Source organism: Amycolatopsis sp. NPDC104587 (assembly GCF_055583645.1).
In genome coordinates this window covers 1-15529 of record NZ_JBVJNO010000003.1, presented here as the reverse complement: position 1 = coordinate 15529, position 15529 = coordinate 1, and the positions used below count along the sequence as shown (strand labels likewise).

Genomic DNA, 15529 nt, shown 5'->3' with positions numbered 1-15529 from the left:
TGTCACGCCGCAACACCTCCGCTGCAGTCCCCCTTCCCGGAGGTCTCGGGTGTTCCGACGAAGTCCGCTCCGCCGTGCCGTCCTGCTGGGCGCCGCCACCGTTTCCGCCGCCCTCGCGCTGACCGGCGCCGTCACCGCCCAGGCCGCGGCGGCGAACCTGTCCGCCGCGTTCGCGCAGACGTCGGTCTGGACCGGCGGGTACGGGGCCGGGTACACGATCACCAACCGCGGCGACGCCACCGCCACCGGCTGGACCGTCGAGTTCGACCTGCCCGCCGGGACTTCGGTGAGCAGCTCGTGGAGCTCGGTGAAGACGCAGTCCGGGCAGCACTACAAGTTCACGAACGCCGGGTTCAACGGCACGGTCAAGCCGGGCGCCACCGCGAACTTCGGGTTCAACGTGGCCGGGTCCGGGCTGCCCGCGGGCTGCACGGTGAACGGCCTCCCGTGCGCCGGCGGCGGCCCGGTCACCACGACACCGACCACGCCGACGACCACCACGACTCCGCCCCCGACGACCACCACGACTCCCCCGCCCGCCGGGGACACGATGACCGTCTCGACGGCCGCCCAGCTGCAGGCGGCGCTGGCCAACGCGGCCCCGGGCCAGGCGATCAAGCTCGCCGCGGGCACCTACCGCGGCTCGTTCGTCACGACGAAAGCCGGGACGGCGGCGAAGCCGATCACGCTTTCGGGGCCGTCGAACGCGGTCCTGATCAACGACGGCCCGTCGGGTGACGCGCCGGACTGCCCGGCGCCGACGGCGGGCTGGGACTCGGGGTACGGCCTGTGGCTCTCGGACGCGCCGTACTGGAACCTGACCGGCTTCACGGTGCAGGAGTCGAAGAAGGGCATCGTCGCCGACAACTCCCCGCACACGGTGATCGACGGCGTGAACGTCAACCACGTCGACGAGGAGGCGGTCCACTTCCGCCGCTCGTCGGCCGACAGCGTGCTGAAGAACTCGACGATCACCTACACCGGCCTGGTCCAGCCGGGCTACGGCGAAGGCGTCTACCTCGGCTCGGCCAACTCGAACTGGGCCTGCCACGGCAACTCCGGCGGCGTCGACCGCGGCGACCGGATCCAGGTGCTGGACAACCACATCGGCCCGTTCATCGCGGCGGAGCCGATCGACGTCAAGGAAGGCACGTTCAACGGCCTGATCCGCGGCAACACGTTCGACGGCCGCGGCATCTCCGGCGAGAACTCGGCCGACTCCTGGATCGACGTCAAGGGCATCGGCTACACGATCGAGAACAACACGGGCACGTTCGCCTCGCCCGGGGTGTTCGCGAACGGCTACGAGAACCACAACACGAGCACGTCGCCGTCGTTCGACAACGGCTGCGGCAACGTGTGGCGCGGCAACAAGTCCGACCTCGGCGGCGTCGGCGACTACGCGATCAAGATCAGCTCGGTCTCGAAGTGCGCGGCCAACCCGAACGTGGTGTACGCGTCCAACACGGTCACGAACGCCAAGTCCGGGCTGACGAACATCCCCGTCACGCCGTAGTCAGAGGTGCATGGCCAGCCACAGGGCCACCCACGCGGCGGCGGCGAGCACTGCGCCCGTCGCCGCCGCGAGGAGGACTCGCCGGAGGCCTCGGGCCGGTTTCGCCGGTGTCTCGATGTGGTCCATGAAGTCGATCATGAACCACGCGCGCCGATCCCGACACCCGGCGCGCCCGGTCGGGCGACCCCTGCGCGGGGTACCCCGGCGACGCACGTCACTCCCCGGTGCGGGAACTCCAGGTGAACACCAGCGTTCTTACAGGTGTCGGCGAGGCGAAGCCCGCCACCCCCACTCCCGTTCCCGCCAGAGGTTCCCCCGTGCTTCCGGGCGGGAGCGGGACCTCAGGGGACGATCGAGTCGACGTACCCGCCGTCGACGCGCACGGCCGCGCCGGTGGTCGCCGAAGCGAACGGCGAACTGAGGTACACCACCAGGTTCGCGATCTCCTCCGGCTCGATGAGCCGCCGCAGCAGCGACTGCGGCCGGTGCTTCTTCATGAACTCGCGCTGCGCCTCGTCCCACGGCAGGTCCTTGTCCACCAGCTCGTAGACGAAGTCCTCGACACCACCGGTGTGCGTCGGCCCGGCGATCACGGCGTTGACCGTGACCCCGGTCCCGGCCGCGTGCTTGGCGAACCCGCGGGACACACCGAGCAGCGCCGTCTTCGACACTCCATAGTGGATCATCTCGGCCGGGATCACGACCGCGGAGTCGCTGGCGATGTACTGGATCCGGCCCCAGCCGCGTCCGGTCATGCCGGGCAGGTAGGCGCGCGTGAGCCGCACCGCGGCCAGGACGTTGACCTCGAAGTAGCGCCGCCAGTCGGCGTCGGTGATCTCCAGCGGCTCCTGCGCGCCGAAGATGCCGAGGTTGTTGACGAGGATGTCGGCGTCGGGCACCTCTTCGACGACCTGCGCCGCGCCGGCCTCCTCCGAGACGTCGCCCGGGGCGGGCACCAGGTCGGCGTCCGGCAGGTCTTCCTTGAGCCGCGCGATGGCTTTCGCGACGCCCGTCTCGCTCCGGCCGTTGATCGCGACCCGTGCCCCGGCGGCGGCGAGCCCCGCCGCGATCGCCGAGCCGATGCCCTGGGTGGACCCGGTGACCAGCGCCGTCTTCCCGCTCAGGTCGACCCGCATCGTGAAAGCCCTTTCTCGCGTCGGCCGGTGCTCCGGCGCCGATTCAAGCACAGGTGACCGGGACGCACCGGCTGAGCCGATCCCGGAAATCCGGTTGCCGCCACGCGCACCGCACCGACACCATCGGCGCATGACCACGCACCGCACCCCGCTCCTGCCGACCGTCGCCGCGACCCTCGCGCCGGTCACGCAGCAGCCGGGCCGATCGCGGGGGCCGAGCACCACCGCGTCGTGATCACCGCGCTGGTCGCCGGGCTGCTGGCCGGCTACGGCATCGCGATCCCCGTCGGGGCCGTCTCGACCTACCTCGTCGCCCTCACCGCCCGCACCTCCCTCAAAACCGGCCTGGCCGCTGCGCTCGGCGTCGCGAGCGCCGACGGCGTGTACGCGCTGGTCGCCGTGCTCGGCGGGGCCGCGGTCGCCGGGGTCCTGACGCCGGTCGCCGAACCCCTGCGGTACGCCTCGGCCGGTGTCCTCGTCCTGGTGGCCCTCCGCGGTGCTGTCTCGGCACTGCGCGAGCACCGGCACACCGTCACCCGGTCCGTGACGCCGCTCGCACCCGGCCGTGCCTACGTCACGCTGCTCGGGGTCACGCTGGTGAACCCGACCACCGTCGTCTACTTCACCGCGCTGGTCGTCGGCGACCGGGCCGGCGCCGCCGTCGCGGTGCCGGACCAAACGGTCTTCGTGCTCGCCGCGTTCGCCGCCTCCGCCAGCTGGCAAGCCCTCCTCGCGGGCGGTGGCGCGCTGCTCGGGCGGCTGCTCACCAGAGCTCGCGGCCGGCTGGTGACGGCGCTCGTGTCGAGTGCGGTGATCACCGCCCTGGCCGTCCGACTTGTCCTCTCTTGACCGGAAACCCGTTGTCCCTTAACGGTTTGTCCCGATTTCCGGCCGCACGACGGGAGAAGTGCGGCCCCCGGTCCGGGTTTAGGGTCGATGGGACGACACGGGAGGCGATCATGAACATGCCGATGACGTCGATGTCCGGCTGGGACACCGCCGGCGCGGTGCTGATCGTGCTGTGGGCGCTCGCGATGTGGGCGGCGGTCGGGATCCTGGCCTACGCGAACCGCGGGCCGGTGCGGCCCTGGGTGTACCGCGGCTCGCTCGCGGTGATCGGCATCGGGGTCCTCGGGCAGCTCGGGCACGTCCAGGAGCACATCGCGCAGGTCGGGTACTGGCTCGGCCACCCGAACGCCCCGGCGTGGATGACCCCGTGGGGCACCGGCCTGGCGAACGGGCTGCAGATGGTCCTGCCGAACCGGCCGACGTTCGGCATGGAGCTGCTGCACCTCACCGGCAACTTCATCTTCCTGGCCGGGCTCGCCGGGGTCATGGTGATCACCCGCCGCGCCACCGGCACCCGCACCCGCCGCTGGGGGAAGATGGGCGTCTGGATGCAGGGCCTGCACGGGCTCGAGCACCTCGTCCTCACCCTCTCGGTCGCGTTCGGGTCGCGCGCCATCGGCGTCTCGACGTTCTTCGGCCTCATCGACGCCGGCCCGGGCCTCACCACCTACCGCGTCTGGTGGCACTTCATCGCCAACGTCATGGGGTCGATCATCTTCGGCCTGGCGCTCTACCAGCTGTGGAAGGAACGCCGGGAAATCCGCGCCACGTTCCTCGTCCGCCCGCTGCCCGAGCTCACCCGGCAGGCGGCGTAGCGCAGGTCAGCGTCGGCAGCGCCCAGTCCGCGTGGTCGTTGCCGTTGCCGTCCCCGCCGTCGTTCACCAGCAGGTCCAGGACCTGGGCCCCGGTGACGTCGACGTCGATCGGGACCGCCGCCTGGCCGCCGCGCAGCACCGGGGTCGTGACGCGGGTCGCGCCGTCCACCGAGACGCCGAAGGCGACGCTGCCGCCGGTGCCGGTCTCGCCGTCGACACCCGCGGACGCCGTCAGCCGGGTGCAGGCGCCGGCCAGGTAGAGCTGGACGTCGCTCGCCGCGTGGACACCGAGGCCCTTCGGGTACGCCACTCCCCCGATGGTCATCGGCTTGCCGTCCCCCGCGCTCGCCTCGCCGTTGCTCGTGTCGCGCTCGACCGGGCCCCAGCCGTTCGTGGCGGTCAGGAACGGCAGCGAGCTCACCGCGACCTGGCCCGCGGGTGGCGCCGGCGGCACCGCGCCGACGATCCGTTCGCCGGACACCGACCCCGGCCGCCCGGCCTGCCGGTAGGCCACCGCCACCTTCAGCGCGGCGGTGTCCACTGCGGAGGGAGCGGTCACCGGCCAGGAGAACGTCGCCGAACGCCCGCCGTCGATCCGCGCCACCGAAGGCGGGGACGCCGGCCCGACCGTCCACCCGGCGGGCGCGGTGAGCACCGGTTTCACGTCGAAGGCCGGGGCCGCGCCCGCGGGCACCCTCACCGTCGCGGAGGCGGTGAAGCGCTGTCCGCCCGACGCGGTGTCCGGCGCGGTCAGCGACACCGCGGCGGTCGGCGCCGGCGGCATCGTGTACCGCGCTGGGTCGTAACCGGGCGACGCGTTCTGCCGCACGGTCAGCGGCGAGCGGTAGCTGCCGTAGTTCGTCCAGGCGAGCTTGCCGAGGCCGCCGGTGCTGCCATCGAGGTTCCACACCGCGACGGCGATGGTGTTGTGCCCGTTGGGGTTCAGCACGCCGTTCGGGATCGGGAAGCTGTGCTGGGGGCCGAGGTAGTTGACGTACTGGCCGAGCTGCCAGCCGTTGACGAACAGCAGCGCCCGGTACTGCCGGGCCGGGTCGTCGGTGATCGTGAGGCCGAGCGAGGTGTCCTGGCCGCGTGGCAGGTCGAGGTCCGCGGTCGTGCGGTACCACGAGACGCCGGGAGTCGTGTCCTTCGCCGGGAGCGTCGCCGGGGCCCAGCGCTGGTCCGGGAAGCCGGGCAGCGACCAGCCCGCGCGCTCGCCGTAGAGACCGCCGGTGTTGAGCGGGCCGCGGACCGGGTCGAGTCCGGTCTCGCCGCCACGGACACCCTGCAGCCGCCAGGTCACCGACGTCAGCGGCGCGCCGGTCAGCCGGGCGGCGGTGAGCCCGCGCGCGGCCTTGTTGCCGTTGTTCGCGCCGTAGTCCTCCTCGTGCCCCATGTTCACGGTCAGCACGGAGATCTCGTTGTCCCCCGCGCGCAGGGTGCCCGCCGGGAAGGTGAACGTGTGCTGCGGGTCCTTCGAGCTGCCGAGGAAGACCCCGTTGAGCCACGCCGAGAACGCGCCCGCCGGGCCGCCGCTCTGGCTCGACAGCGTGATCCCGGTCTGCTTGCCGTCGCCGGTGAAGTGGCCGCGGTACCAGGTGTTGCCGGTGTGGAAGCCGTAGTCGTCGGCGAAGAGCACCGGTTTGGCGCCGAGCGCGGTCGAGCTGGTGGAGGTGTCCTTGTCGGCCACCGGCCACGCCGAATCGTCGAAGGCGGGCTGGCTTTCCGGCGACTCCTGCTGGTGCTTCCAGCCGTTCAAGGCGGGCAGCGTGACGGCCTTCGCGGTCGGCGCGGCGGCGGTGAGGCTGCCGCTGGACGTCGGCTGGGTAGCGACGCGGGAGCCGTTCCAGGACACCGACTTCTCGGCCGCGAAGACCTCGAACGCGCCGTCGGCGCCGGTGTCGCCGGTCAGGTTCAGGGTGCCGTGGTCGTCGGCCGCGGTCCGCACCAGGTGCGTGCCGCGGACCAGCACCGGGCCCGTCGCGGTGTCCTGACGCCAGAAGGTCGCCGCCGTCGCCCTGTCCGCGAGCAGCAGGAGCAGCGGCCGCTGACCGGGTGCGGTGACGAGCACGCGGGCCAGGCCGTCGTGGGTGTAGTTCAGCCGCAGGTCGCCGCGGGCGGCGTCCCAAGTGGACGTCGCGGCACCGCCGAGGACCTGCACCGACGGCTGTTTCGCGAACCGCAGGACGGTCTCGCCGGGTCCGCCCTTGTCCCCGTAGAGGACCGCGATGTCGCGGCCGCCGATGGTCGCGTTCGTCATGATCTCCGACGTCGAGTACTGCAGCCGGGTCTGCCCGAGGTCGTACCCGGCGACGACGATCTTCGACTGGCGGCCGTTCAGGGTGATCCCGGTGCCGGGCTGCTGCGGCACGACCGGGTAGTAGTCGGCGCTGTCGGACAGCAGGTCGACGGCGTCGACCACGACGAACGGCCCGGTCGCCTTCGGGTTCTTCTGCCCGGTGACGACGACCTTCAGCGTGTGCGCCCCGGCGGTCAGGCCCCGCGCCTCGTACCCGGTGACCTGGTTCTGCTTGCTCGCCGCGTAGAGGTCGACGGTGTCCACTTTGGCCCCGTCGACGTAGACGTCCGCGACTCCGTGGCTCGGGTCCCTCGACGTCACCCAGCGGACTCCGGTTCCGGTGAAGGGAATGCTCACGCTGTCGCCGGTGACCTCCGAGAACGACTCGGTGTGCTGGTAGTCACCCCCGGTGTAGTCCACCTCCGGGCCGGCGTGGGTCCACGTGCCGGTGTAACCGACCTCGGTCGCGCGGTCGTCGTAGGTGTAACCGGCGTGCGCCGCGAGGTCGAGCGCGAGGCTCGTGGTGTTCGTGGCGGTGGACGTCGAGTCGGTGTGGCGCAGGGTGTGGAACTGCGTGCGGGTGTCGGGGTTGATCCGCGCGGTGTCGGTCAGCGCCGGGCCGGTGAGCGGCGCGCCCGCCAGCCCGTCGGTCTTGGTCAGCGGCGCGACGGACTGCGTGAAGTAGCCGATCAGCTTGTCTTCGTTGTACTTCGGGTCGAACTGGCGGCCCTCGGTGATCGCGGCGCCGTAGTCGTAGGAAGTGTAGTTCTGCGGGATCGCGCTCCAGCCCCACGACGTGCCGCCGTGCAGCATGTAGAAGCTCTGGCCGGTCGCGCCGACCGCGATGTTCTGCTTGTAGAAGACGTTCGCGAACTGGTCGTTGATCAGCTGCGCGCACTTCTCGTAGCCCGGGCCGCCCCACGGGTCGAACGCGCCGCCCTGGAACTCGGCGGTGATCAGCGGCTTGCCGGGGACGTGGTCGTAGCTGATGTCCGGCACGCCGTTCCACCGCGTGGGGTTCGAGCAGTCGAAGCCCTGCGGGTAGGAGTCGGCGGCGTCGACGTCGAGCGCGGCCTCGCCGGCGTTGAACGTGCCGTTGTTGTTGCCCACCAAGGGAACGGTGATGCCGTCGGCGCGGGCCTTGTCCTCGAGGTGCTTCATGTAGGCACGGCCGTCGGCGTTGCCGTTGTAGTACTCGTTCTCGACCTGGTAGGCCAGCACGCTGCCGGTGCCGTTGGTGAGCTGGTGGCGCGCGATGATCCGGTCGATCTGCGTCTGCCACTCGTCGGAGTACTTCAGGTAGACCGGATCGGCGCTGCGCGTGTAGCCGGGGGTGGTGGACAGCCAGGTCGGGAAGCCGCCGCCGTCGACCTCGGCGTTGATGTACGGGCCGGGCCGCGCGATGACGTAGAGCCCGGCCTGCTGCGCGACGTCGAGCAGCTTGTCCAGGTCGCGGACGCCGCTGAAGTCGTACACACCCTGGCGCGGCGAGTGGTAACCCCAGTCGAAGTAGAGCGACGTCGAGTTGAAGCCCGCGGCCTTCATCTTCTGGAAGATGTCGAGCCAGAGGTCGGGGCTCGGCAGGCGGTAGGAGTGGACCTCGCCGGACCAGAGGTAGGTGCGGTTGCCGTCGACCAGGAAGGAGTAGCCGTCGTAGGTGACGGTGTGGGCCGCTTTCGGTGGCGCCGCGGCGGCCTGGGGGACGACCACGCCGACCAGGGCGAGCAAGGCGACGAGCAGGGCCCGGAACGAAGCACGCATGCGGGGACCTCCTGGAACGGCACTGAACCGCACACGATCCTTTGGCAACCGCACAGAAGCGGTCAAGATGCAACACCGAGATGGATCAGTGCCGACGTCGTGTTAACGCTAACTGTCCGGTGCCGGTGTCTCGAACGAGCCAGGCACAGGACATCAGCGCGGTCCGGTGCTCTCCCGCACGATCAGCTCCGCCGGCACGAGGTGCCGCGCGCCGACGTCGCCGCCCGCCATCCGGTCCTCCAGGAGCCCGAACGTGCGGCGGCCGACCTCGATGAAGTCCTGGCGCACCGTGGTCAGCGGCGGGGTGAAGTACGCGGCCTCGGGCACGTCGTCGAACCCCGCGACGTGGACGTCCTCCGGCACCCGGATGCCGGCCTCGGTGAACGCCCGCAGCAGGCCCAGCGCCATCTGGTCGTTGGCCGAGAAGACCGCCTTCAACCCGCGCTTGCCGGCGAGCGCGCGGCCGGCTTCGTACCCCGACCGCGGGCTCCAGTCGCCGCGCACGACCGCGGGCACCCGCAGGCCCCGCCGTTCGAGGGTCTCCCGCCAGCCGCATTCGCGGTCCCGGGCCTCGAGCCAGTCCTCGGGGCCGGCGACGTGCCAGACCGTCCGGTGACCGAGCGCCAGCAGGTGCTCGGTGGCCCGGCGGGCGCCGTCGTACTGGTCCACCGAGATCACCGGCACCGGCGCGGCCTCCCCGCCGCCGACGGCCACCAGCGGAATGTCCGACGGGGCCGCGTCGAGCGCGCGTCCGGCCGTCACGTGCGGGGCGATCACGACGATGCCTTCGACGGCCTGCCGCCGCAGGCTCTCCACCGCGTCGCCGATCGACGAGCGCCCCGGCCGCGTGACACTGCAGATCGCGATCCCGTAGCCGGCCTCGCGCGCGGCGTTCTCGATGCCGTAGAGCGTGCTCGCCGGGCCGTAGAGGTTCGACTCCAGCGCGACCACGCCCAGGGTGCCGGAGCGGCCGGTGACCAGCGTCCGCGCGGCGGAGTTGGGCCGGTACCCGAGCTTCCGGACGGCGGCGAGGACCCGTTCGCGGGTTTCCGGGCGCACCGGCCCGCTCTCGTTGACCACGCGCGAGACGGTCATGTGCGAGACCCCGGCCATGCCGGCGACGTCGGCCAGGCTCGGCTGCCGCGGCCCGGGGAACGACGTCCTGGCCTGCTCCCCCGGCTTCGCCCGGTCCGCCACCCTGGCCCCCTCCACCTCGCGCTTCGCCACCTGGGAGACGGTACCGCCGAACCGCCGCGCACCGGTCGTCCCGCGCCGCGCACGAGGCGTCAGCCCCAGCCGAGCGGGCCGGAGAGCGCTTTCACGACGGCCGTGACGTTCTGCGAGGCCTTCCCCCAGCTCGTGGCGGCCGGCTGGGCGCTGAGCACGACGACCACGTACCGGCGGCCGCCGACGAGCCCGCTGGTGTGCAGGTTGCGGCCCGGGTCGCAGCAGGACCAGCCCTGCTTGACGGCCCAGTCGGTCGCGGTGACCGCACCCGGGATGCCGAAGAACTGGTCGAAGCCGTCGGCGCCGTGCTCGGTGGCGCCGTCGAGGGCGCGCAGGATCACCTGACGGCCGGCTTCGGGCGCGTCGTCCATCAGGTAGTCGTAGAAGCGGACCAGGTCGGTGGCCGTGACCAGCGTCCCGCCCCAGTGGTTGGCGTCGGCGGGCGGCCGGGTCGAGGTCATGCCGGCCCGCTTCGCCCAGGACGTGACGATCGCCGGCCCGCCCAGCTGTGACCAGAGCCGGCTCGCGACGTCGTCGTCGCTGCGCGAGAGCATCTCCGAGACCTCACTGGCCGGCTCGCCCCGCTTCAGCGCTTCGAGCGCGATGAGCAGCTTGACCAGCGACGCCGACGTGTAGGTCGCGTCCGGCCGGTAGGACATGAGGTCCTGGTCGTTCTTGCGGTCGTGGACGAGCGCGCTCACCTTGCCGGGCACGAGCGCGGCGAGGTCGGCCCCGGCCGGCAGGTGCGGCTTCGCCGGCGCCGAGGCCAAGCTTTCCGGCGGCGCCGACGTCGCCGTGGTCGCCACGCTCGTGGTCAGCGGCGGCCCGGTTTCCAGCACCGGCCCGGCCGCGACGGCGGGTCCCGGCGCCCGCATCGCCGCGGCGACGACCAGCATCGCCACCACCGCTCCGGCGCACGAGCCGGCCAGCATCACGTTCCCTCGGTGCATACCGGCTCTTGTCCGCAGCCGTCGCGACTGTTCGGCCGGACGAGCCGAAATGTGGCCTGTGTCTCATCCGGCCGGGTGATCGGGGACGCGGGTGCGGACTCGCGACAACCAGTACCGTGACCAGAATCGTCGAACGGCTCGATCGGCCCGACCTCGCCGCGCGGGATCCGAAAGAGGTCTTCGCGCGGCTCTTCGACGAGTACGCCCACCCCCTGCGCGGATACCTCGCGGGCCGCGTGGGCGTGCACGTGGCCGACGACCTCGTGGCGGAGACCTTCGTCGTCGCGCTGCGAAGACGCGCCAGCTACGACCCCGCCAAGGCGCCCATCCGCGGCTGGCTCTACGGGATCGCCACCAACCTGCTCCGCAACCACGTGCGGCAGGAGGTCCGCGGGTTCCAGCTGACCGCGAAGGCCGGCACCGAGGACCGCCCGGCCGAGAGCCACGACACCGCGGTGGCCGGGCGGGTCGACGCGGCCGCCCGCCTGCGTCTGCTCGCCGGCGAGCTCTCCGGGCTGTCCGAACAGGACCGCGACGTCCTGCTGCTCACCTCCTGGGCCGGTCTCGAACCGGCCGAAGTCGCCGAGGCGCTCGGCGTCCCCGCCAGCACGGTGCGCTCGCGGCTGCACCGCGTGCGCCACCGCCTCCAGGCCCTGCTCGTCCCCATCGAGGAGAACACCCATGAATGAGCTCGACGAGACCCTCGAGCTGCTCCACCGCGACGCGCGCACGGCCCCGGCCGACCTGTCCGCGGCCCGCGCCCGGCTGATGGCGGAGCTCGCACCCGAAGCCACCGTGATCCCGTTGCGGCCGAAGCGGGCCCGCCGGTTCGCCCTGCCGATCGCCGCCGCCGTCGCCGGGGTGGTCGCGGTGACGGTCGTCGTGACGCAGACCGGTTCGCCCGGGCCCGCCGCGGGGCCGGCGGCCGCCGCCCCCGCGTCCAGCACGAACCCGACGGCGCACTGGCCGGACATCAAGCTGATGTCGGCGGCGCAGGTGCTCAACCGCGCGGCCGACCTCAGCGTCGGCGCGGTCGACCAGCCCGTCGGGCCCGGGCAGTTCCGGTACGTCGACGAGCACACGTGGGTCGGGCGCGGGGTCAACACCGGCGAGACGACCGGCTACACCTACCTGTGGGAGCAGCGGCTCGAGCGCTGGATCCCGGCCGACACGCACGACGTCTGGCAGGAGAACCGCAAGATCCTCAGCACCGGGAAGTTCCTGGGCGGCTCGGTGCCGCGGGCCCAGGCGCCCGAGCCGGAGATCACCGACACCGACCAAGGACAGTGGCAGGGCCGCTGCGGCGACTTCTTCCCGAAGGCCAAGCCGGCCAAGAAGTGCGACGACCCGACCGACTGGGACAGCCCGGCGTACTACGCGACGCTGCCGCACGACCCGGCCCAGCTCTACGCGAAGCTGCAGAACCTGACCAAGGGCCGCGGCTCGACGCCGACGGTGATGTTCCACTTCGGCATCGAGATCCTGCGCGCCGGGCTGATGCCCGCCGAGCTGCGCGCCCAGTGGTACCGCGCGCTGGCGAAGATCCCGGGCATCACGGTGCTGGCCGCCGAAACCAACCTCGACGGCCGCACCGGCGTCGCCCTCGGCCTGGACGACCGCCACGAGATCCGCCAGCTCATCGTCGACCCGGTGACGGGCCAGTTCATCGGCGAGCGCACGGTCGCGGGCGCCGAGCCGGACCAGTCCTGGATCAAGCCGGGCACGGACCTCGGCTCGAGCGCGATCACGACGGGGGTCGCCGACCGGCTCGGCGTGGCCCCGGCCCGGTAGCCCGGCGGGTTTGTCCGACATCACCGCGGATGTTTCTGACATATCCGCGGTACGGTCGGCCCGTGGAAGCCTCCGCCGGGCTGCAGATCGCCATCGAGGTGCGGGCCCGCATCGACGGCGGCCGGTGGCCTGCGGGCACCGTCCTGCCGACCGAGCTGGAGCCGGCCCGCGAGTTCGAGGTCAGCCGGCCGTCGGTGCGCGAAGCCCTCAGCGCGCTCCAGTTCGCCGGGTACGTCGAACCGCGGCGGCGGCGCGGCACCGTTGTGCTCGGCGGCTCGCCGGTGCCCACCGCCCCGCGGCACGTCCGTGCGGCGCAGTCGTTCACCGACGTCGTCGACCTGCTCGAAGCGCGGCTCGTCCTCGAACCCGCCGTGCTGGCCCTCGCCGCGGCCGACCCGGATCCGGCGGCGCTCGACCGTGCCCACGACGCCGTCGCGGGCACGGCTCCGGTGACCGGCGGCGACACCCTGCCCGCCGACACCGACCACCGGCTGCACACCGCGGTCGCCGGGGTCTGCCGGAACCCGGACCTGCGCGAGCAGCTCGGCGCGCTGCTGGAACGCGCGTCCGGGCCGGTCTGGCGGGAGACCCAGGCCACCGGGGCGCGTCAGGCCCACGCCTGGACCGCCGACCACCGCGAGATCGTCGACGCCCTCGCCCGCGGTGACGCCGGCACCGCGGCCGCCGTGTCGCGCCGTCACCTGCTGTCCGCTGTGGACAATGCCGCCGCCTGCGCCGGGCTGCCGCCGTCGCAGCTGCGGCGGCTCCGGGAGCACTTCGGGTCGTGTTAGCCGTCCTGGTTCTCGCGTTCCCGGTGGGGGTCTTCATCGGGACCGTCGGCATCGGCGGGGTCCTGCTGCCGCCCGCGCTGACCTGGCTCGGCGGGCTCGACATCCACGCGGCCGCCGGCACGAGCAGCTGGTGCTTCCTCATCACCGGGATCGTCGGCACCGCCGGCTACGCCTGGCACCAGGCGATGCCCTGGCGCTTCGGCGGCCTGCTCACCCTCGGCGCCGCGCCGGCGGCGGCGGCCGGCGCCCTCGTCAACGGCGTCGTCCCGGCCACGGCGCTCTGGCTCGTCCTGGCCGTCGTGACGGCCGGCTCCGGCGCCTACAACCTCTGGGCCAAGCCCACGGAGACCCGGGAGCTGCCGGCGCCCGCGGCGGTCGTGGTCGGCGCGGTGGTCGGGTTCGGCTCGGCGCTGACCGGCACCGGCGGCCCGGTCCTGCTGGTCCCCGTGCTGCTGGCGCTCGGCGTGCCGGCGTTGACGACGATCGCGGCCGGGCAGCTGATCCAGCTCCCGCTCGTCGGCTTCGCGACGATCGGCTACGCGGCGCACGGCAACGTCCACTTCGGACTCGGCAGCGTCCTCGGCGTGCTGGCGGGCGCCGGCGCGTTCCTCGGCACCCGGCTGGCCCGGCGGCTGCACGGGCAGCACCTGCACCGCGTCGCTTCCGCGGCCCTGGTCGTGTTCGGCGGCTTCCTCTTCGTGCTGCGGTTCCTCCCGCGCTAGCAGGGAGAACCCCGTGGACCCAGCCACCCGGCTCGGCCCGCGCCTGCCGCTCAAGCGCGACGACCCACCGGGCGCGCGGCCAACCATCTGCGGCATGACCGCGCACAGCTGCCTCGGGTACGTCCGGGCCGGGCTGGAGCTCGCCGCGCAGCCGCGGGCGACAGCCCGCCGCGGCTAGGCGGTCACCACCCGGACGCAGCAGTAGCCCGGCTTCGCCACCAGCAGGGCACGCCGCCCGTGCTCGCCCGCGCCGGTGAGCATGCCTTCGACGAGGCCGAGGTTCATCTCGCAGACGAGGCGGGCGTGCGTCCGGGCGAGCCGCTGGAACGGGCAGTTGCCCAGCAGCACCTCGCGGCCGTCCACGCGGGGCTCGAAGCCGTGTTCTTCGAGCGTGCCGATGATCTCCGCGGCGCCGGCGGCGAGCTCGGCCCCGCGTTCGCGGGCTCGCCGCCCGAGGACCTCCCGGGGCGAGACGCCCGTCTCGTCGGCCTCCTCCACCGCCGCCGCGAGCAGCTCACCAGCGAGTTCGTACTGCCGTTCGGGCAGGGAGACGCTCACCTGCCGGTCCGCGCGCCGGTACAGCTTGGCCGGCCGGCCCGCCCCCGGCCCGCTGCGGCCGGTCCGGCGCTCGTGCCCGACCGCCAGCAGCCCGTGGTCCACCAGGCGGTCGAGGTGGAAAGCCACCGTCGCCCGGGGCAGGCTGAGGGCCGCCGCGACGTCGTCACGGCTCACCGGCTCCGGCTGGCGGGCGACGTGGTCGTACAACCGGCGCCGGGTCGGCTCGTCGAGCGCCGCGACCGCGCTCACCGCGCCGGCCTCGGGAGTGTGCATCAGCGCACTCTAAAACAAATGAACGTTGACGAAAACCCGGGCGGGCTTCTACCGTCAGCTCGTCCTGGTTTCGGAAGGAGGCTGCCTTGACCGTCGACCCCGTCAGCGAACCGGTGCCGCTGCGGCACCTCGGTGTCGTGCACAACCGGGACGCCGTGGACCTGGCCGCCGCGGAACGCGCGGTCGCCGACCTGCTGCGCGCCCTGGGCAAGGACCCGTCGTCGGAGCACCTCGGCGACACCCCGCGGCGGGTGGCCAAGGCCTACGCGGAAATGCTGCAGCCACGCGACTTCCAGCTCACGACGTTCCCCAACGACGAAGGCTACGACGAGCTCGTGCTGGCCAAGAGCATCCCGGTGCAGTCGCTGTGCGAGCACCACCTGCTGCCCTTCCGCGGGGTCGCGCACGTCGGCTACCTGCCCGGCGAGCGCATCCTCGGCCTCTCGAAGCTCGCCCGCGTGGTCGAGCTCTTCGCGCGCGACCTGCAGGTGCAGGAGCGGCTGACCAAGCAGGTCGCCGACTGGCTGCAGGAACACCTGGCGCCGAAGGGCGTCGGCGTGGTGATCGAAGCCGAGCACATGTGCATGTCGCTGCGCGGGGTGCGCGCGACCGGCGCGCTCACCGTCACTTCGTCGCTGCACGGCCTGCTGCGCGAACAGCCGAAGACCCGGCAGGAGTTCTTCGCGCTGACCGGGGTGCACGCCTGACAGCCGTGGGGGGGGGGGGGGGGGGTTTTCCCCCCCTCCCCCCCCTGGTCCCGGAGGGGGTGGGGTTGTTCCCGCGGTGTTGTGTCGCGCCCGCCCCAGCGATCGCAAACAACCGCAGCGCAAAGGCCCCTCCT

At 72.7% G+C, this 15529-nt stretch carries 15 protein-coding genes; 9 read left to right on the top strand and 6 right to left on the bottom strand.

Annotated features, from left to right (window positions below; translation table 11 throughout):
* Positions 1–49: 49 nt before the first annotated feature.
* Positions 50–1516, top strand: coding sequence for a cellulose binding domain-containing protein (locus tag ACZ61C_RS08240; protein ID WP_465304265.1), 1467 nt, complete (start codon positions 50–52; stop codon positions 1514–1516).
* Here ACZ61C_RS08240 and ACZ61C_RS08235 read toward each other — a convergent pair whose 3' ends face one another.
* Complete coding sequence (locus tag ACZ61C_RS08235; protein WP_465304263.1) at positions 1517–1642, bottom strand: hypothetical protein; 126 nt, start codon at positions 1640–1642, stop codon at positions 1517–1519.
* Between the two features lie 215 nt (positions 1643–1857).
* Entirely contained in the window at positions 1858–2652 is a 795-nt protein-coding gene (locus tag ACZ61C_RS08230; protein WP_465304261.1) for an SDR family NAD(P)-dependent oxidoreductase, read from the bottom strand.
* Positions 2653–2883: 231 nt separating this feature from the next.
* On the opposite strand from ACZ61C_RS08230, the gene ACZ61C_RS08225 reads away from it, so the two are divergent.
* Complete coding sequence (locus ACZ61C_RS08225) at positions 2884–3501, top strand: LysE/ArgO family amino acid transporter (RefSeq protein ID WP_465304259.1); 618 nt, start codon at positions 2884–2886, stop codon at positions 3499–3501.
* 110 nt (positions 3502–3611) lie between these two features.
* A complete protein-coding gene (locus tag ACZ61C_RS08220; protein WP_465304257.1) occupies positions 3612–4316 on the top strand; it encodes a DUF6008 family protein in 705 nt (234 codons plus the stop codon).
* On the opposite strand, the gene ACZ61C_RS08215 is transcribed toward ACZ61C_RS08220, so the two are convergent.
* From ACZ61C_RS08215 to ACZ61C_RS08205, 3 genes are all read right to left on the bottom strand, one after another.
* The gene (locus ACZ61C_RS08215) at positions 4297–8376 is read right to left on the bottom strand and encodes a beta-galactosidase (protein ID WP_465304255.1); all 4080 of its coding nucleotides are present in this window, start codon (positions 8374–8376) and stop codon (positions 4297–4299) included. The genes ACZ61C_RS08220 and ACZ61C_RS08215 overlap by 20 nt on opposite strands.
* Positions 8377–8529: 153 nt before the next feature.
* Positions 8530–9573, bottom strand: coding sequence for a LacI family DNA-binding transcriptional regulator (locus tag ACZ61C_RS08210; protein WP_465305601.1), 1044 nt, complete (start codon positions 9571–9573; stop codon positions 8530–8532).
* An 89-nt stretch (positions 9574–9662) separates the two neighbouring features.
* A complete protein-coding gene (locus ACZ61C_RS08205; protein WP_465304253.1) occupies positions 9663–10553 on the bottom strand; it encodes a serine hydrolase in 891 nt (296 codons plus the stop codon).
* Between the two features lie 116 nt (positions 10554–10669).
* On the opposite strand from ACZ61C_RS08205, the gene ACZ61C_RS08200 reads away from it, so the two are divergent.
* From ACZ61C_RS08200 to ACZ61C_RS08180, 5 genes are all read left to right on the top strand, one after another.
* The gene (locus tag ACZ61C_RS08200) at positions 10670–11242 is read left to right on the top strand and encodes an RNA polymerase sigma factor (protein ID WP_465304251.1); all 573 of its coding nucleotides are present in this window, start codon (positions 10670–10672) and stop codon (positions 11240–11242) included.
* Positions 11235–12344, top strand: coding sequence for a CU044_5270 family protein (locus ACZ61C_RS08195; protein WP_465304249.1), 1110 nt, complete (start codon positions 11235–11237; stop codon positions 12342–12344). Before ACZ61C_RS08200 ends, ACZ61C_RS08195 begins: the two co-directional genes overlap by 8 nt.
* A 62-nt stretch (positions 12345–12406) precedes the next feature.
* Positions 12407–13135 carry a FadR/GntR family transcriptional regulator gene (locus tag ACZ61C_RS08190; protein ID WP_465304247.1) on the top strand — a complete coding sequence of 243 codons (729 nt, stop codon included), beginning with the start codon at positions 12407–12409 and terminating at the stop codon, positions 13133–13135.
* Positions 13129–13857, top strand: coding sequence for a sulfite exporter TauE/SafE family protein (locus tag ACZ61C_RS08185; RefSeq protein ID WP_465304245.1), 729 nt, complete (start codon positions 13129–13131; stop codon positions 13855–13857). Before ACZ61C_RS08190 ends, ACZ61C_RS08185 begins: the two co-directional genes overlap by 7 nt.
* Before the next feature lie 13 nt (positions 13858–13870).
* A complete protein-coding gene (locus ACZ61C_RS08180; RefSeq protein WP_465304243.1) occupies positions 13871–14035 on the top strand; it encodes a hypothetical protein in 165 nt (54 codons plus the stop codon).
* Here ACZ61C_RS08180 and ACZ61C_RS08175 read toward each other — a convergent pair.
* The gene (locus tag ACZ61C_RS08175; RefSeq protein ID WP_465304241.1) at positions 14032–14688 is read right to left on the bottom strand and encodes a helix-turn-helix transcriptional regulator; all 657 of its coding nucleotides are present in this window, start codon (positions 14686–14688) and stop codon (positions 14032–14034) included. The genes ACZ61C_RS08180 and ACZ61C_RS08175 overlap by 4 nt on opposite strands.
* 86 nt (positions 14689–14774) lie before the next feature.
* Here ACZ61C_RS08175 and folE point away from each other — a divergent pair, with 86 nt between their 5' ends.
* Positions 14775–15395: a GTP cyclohydrolase I FolE gene (gene folE / locus ACZ61C_RS08170; protein WP_465304239.1), complete on the top strand. Its 621-nt coding sequence runs from the start codon at positions 14775–14777 to the stop codon at positions 15393–15395.
* Positions 15396–15529: the final 134 nt, after the last annotated feature.

What these genes read in the sequence shown, in the direction of transcription:
- ACZ61C_RS08175 (WP_465304241.1), bottom strand. Translation starts at nt 14,688, where the DNA reads ATGCACACTCCCGAGGCCGGCGCGGTGAGCGCGGTCGCGGCGCTCGAC.
- ACZ61C_RS08230 (WP_465304261.1), bottom strand. Translation starts at nt 2,652, where the DNA reads ATGCGGGTCGACCTGAGCGGGAAGACGGCGCTGGTCACCGGGTCCACC.
- ACZ61C_RS08205 (WP_465304253.1), bottom strand. Translation starts at nt 10,553, where the DNA reads ATGCACCGAGGGAACGTGATGCTGGCCGGCTCGTGCGCCGGAGCGGTG.
- ACZ61C_RS08220 (WP_465304257.1), top strand. Translation starts at nt 3,612, where the DNA reads ATGAACATGCCGATGACGTCGATGTCCGGCTGGGACACCGCCGGCGCG.
- ACZ61C_RS08235 (WP_465304263.1), bottom strand. Translation starts at nt 1,642, where the DNA reads ATGGACCACATCGAGACACCGGCGAAACCGGCCCGAGGCCTCCGGCGA.
- ACZ61C_RS08215 (WP_465304255.1), bottom strand. Translation starts at nt 8,376, where the DNA reads ATGCGTGCTTCGTTCCGGGCCCTGCTCGTCGCCTTGCTCGCCCTGGTC.
- ACZ61C_RS08195 (WP_465304249.1), top strand. Translation starts at nt 11,235, where the DNA reads ATGAATGAGCTCGACGAGACCCTCGAGCTGCTCCACCGCGACGCGCGC.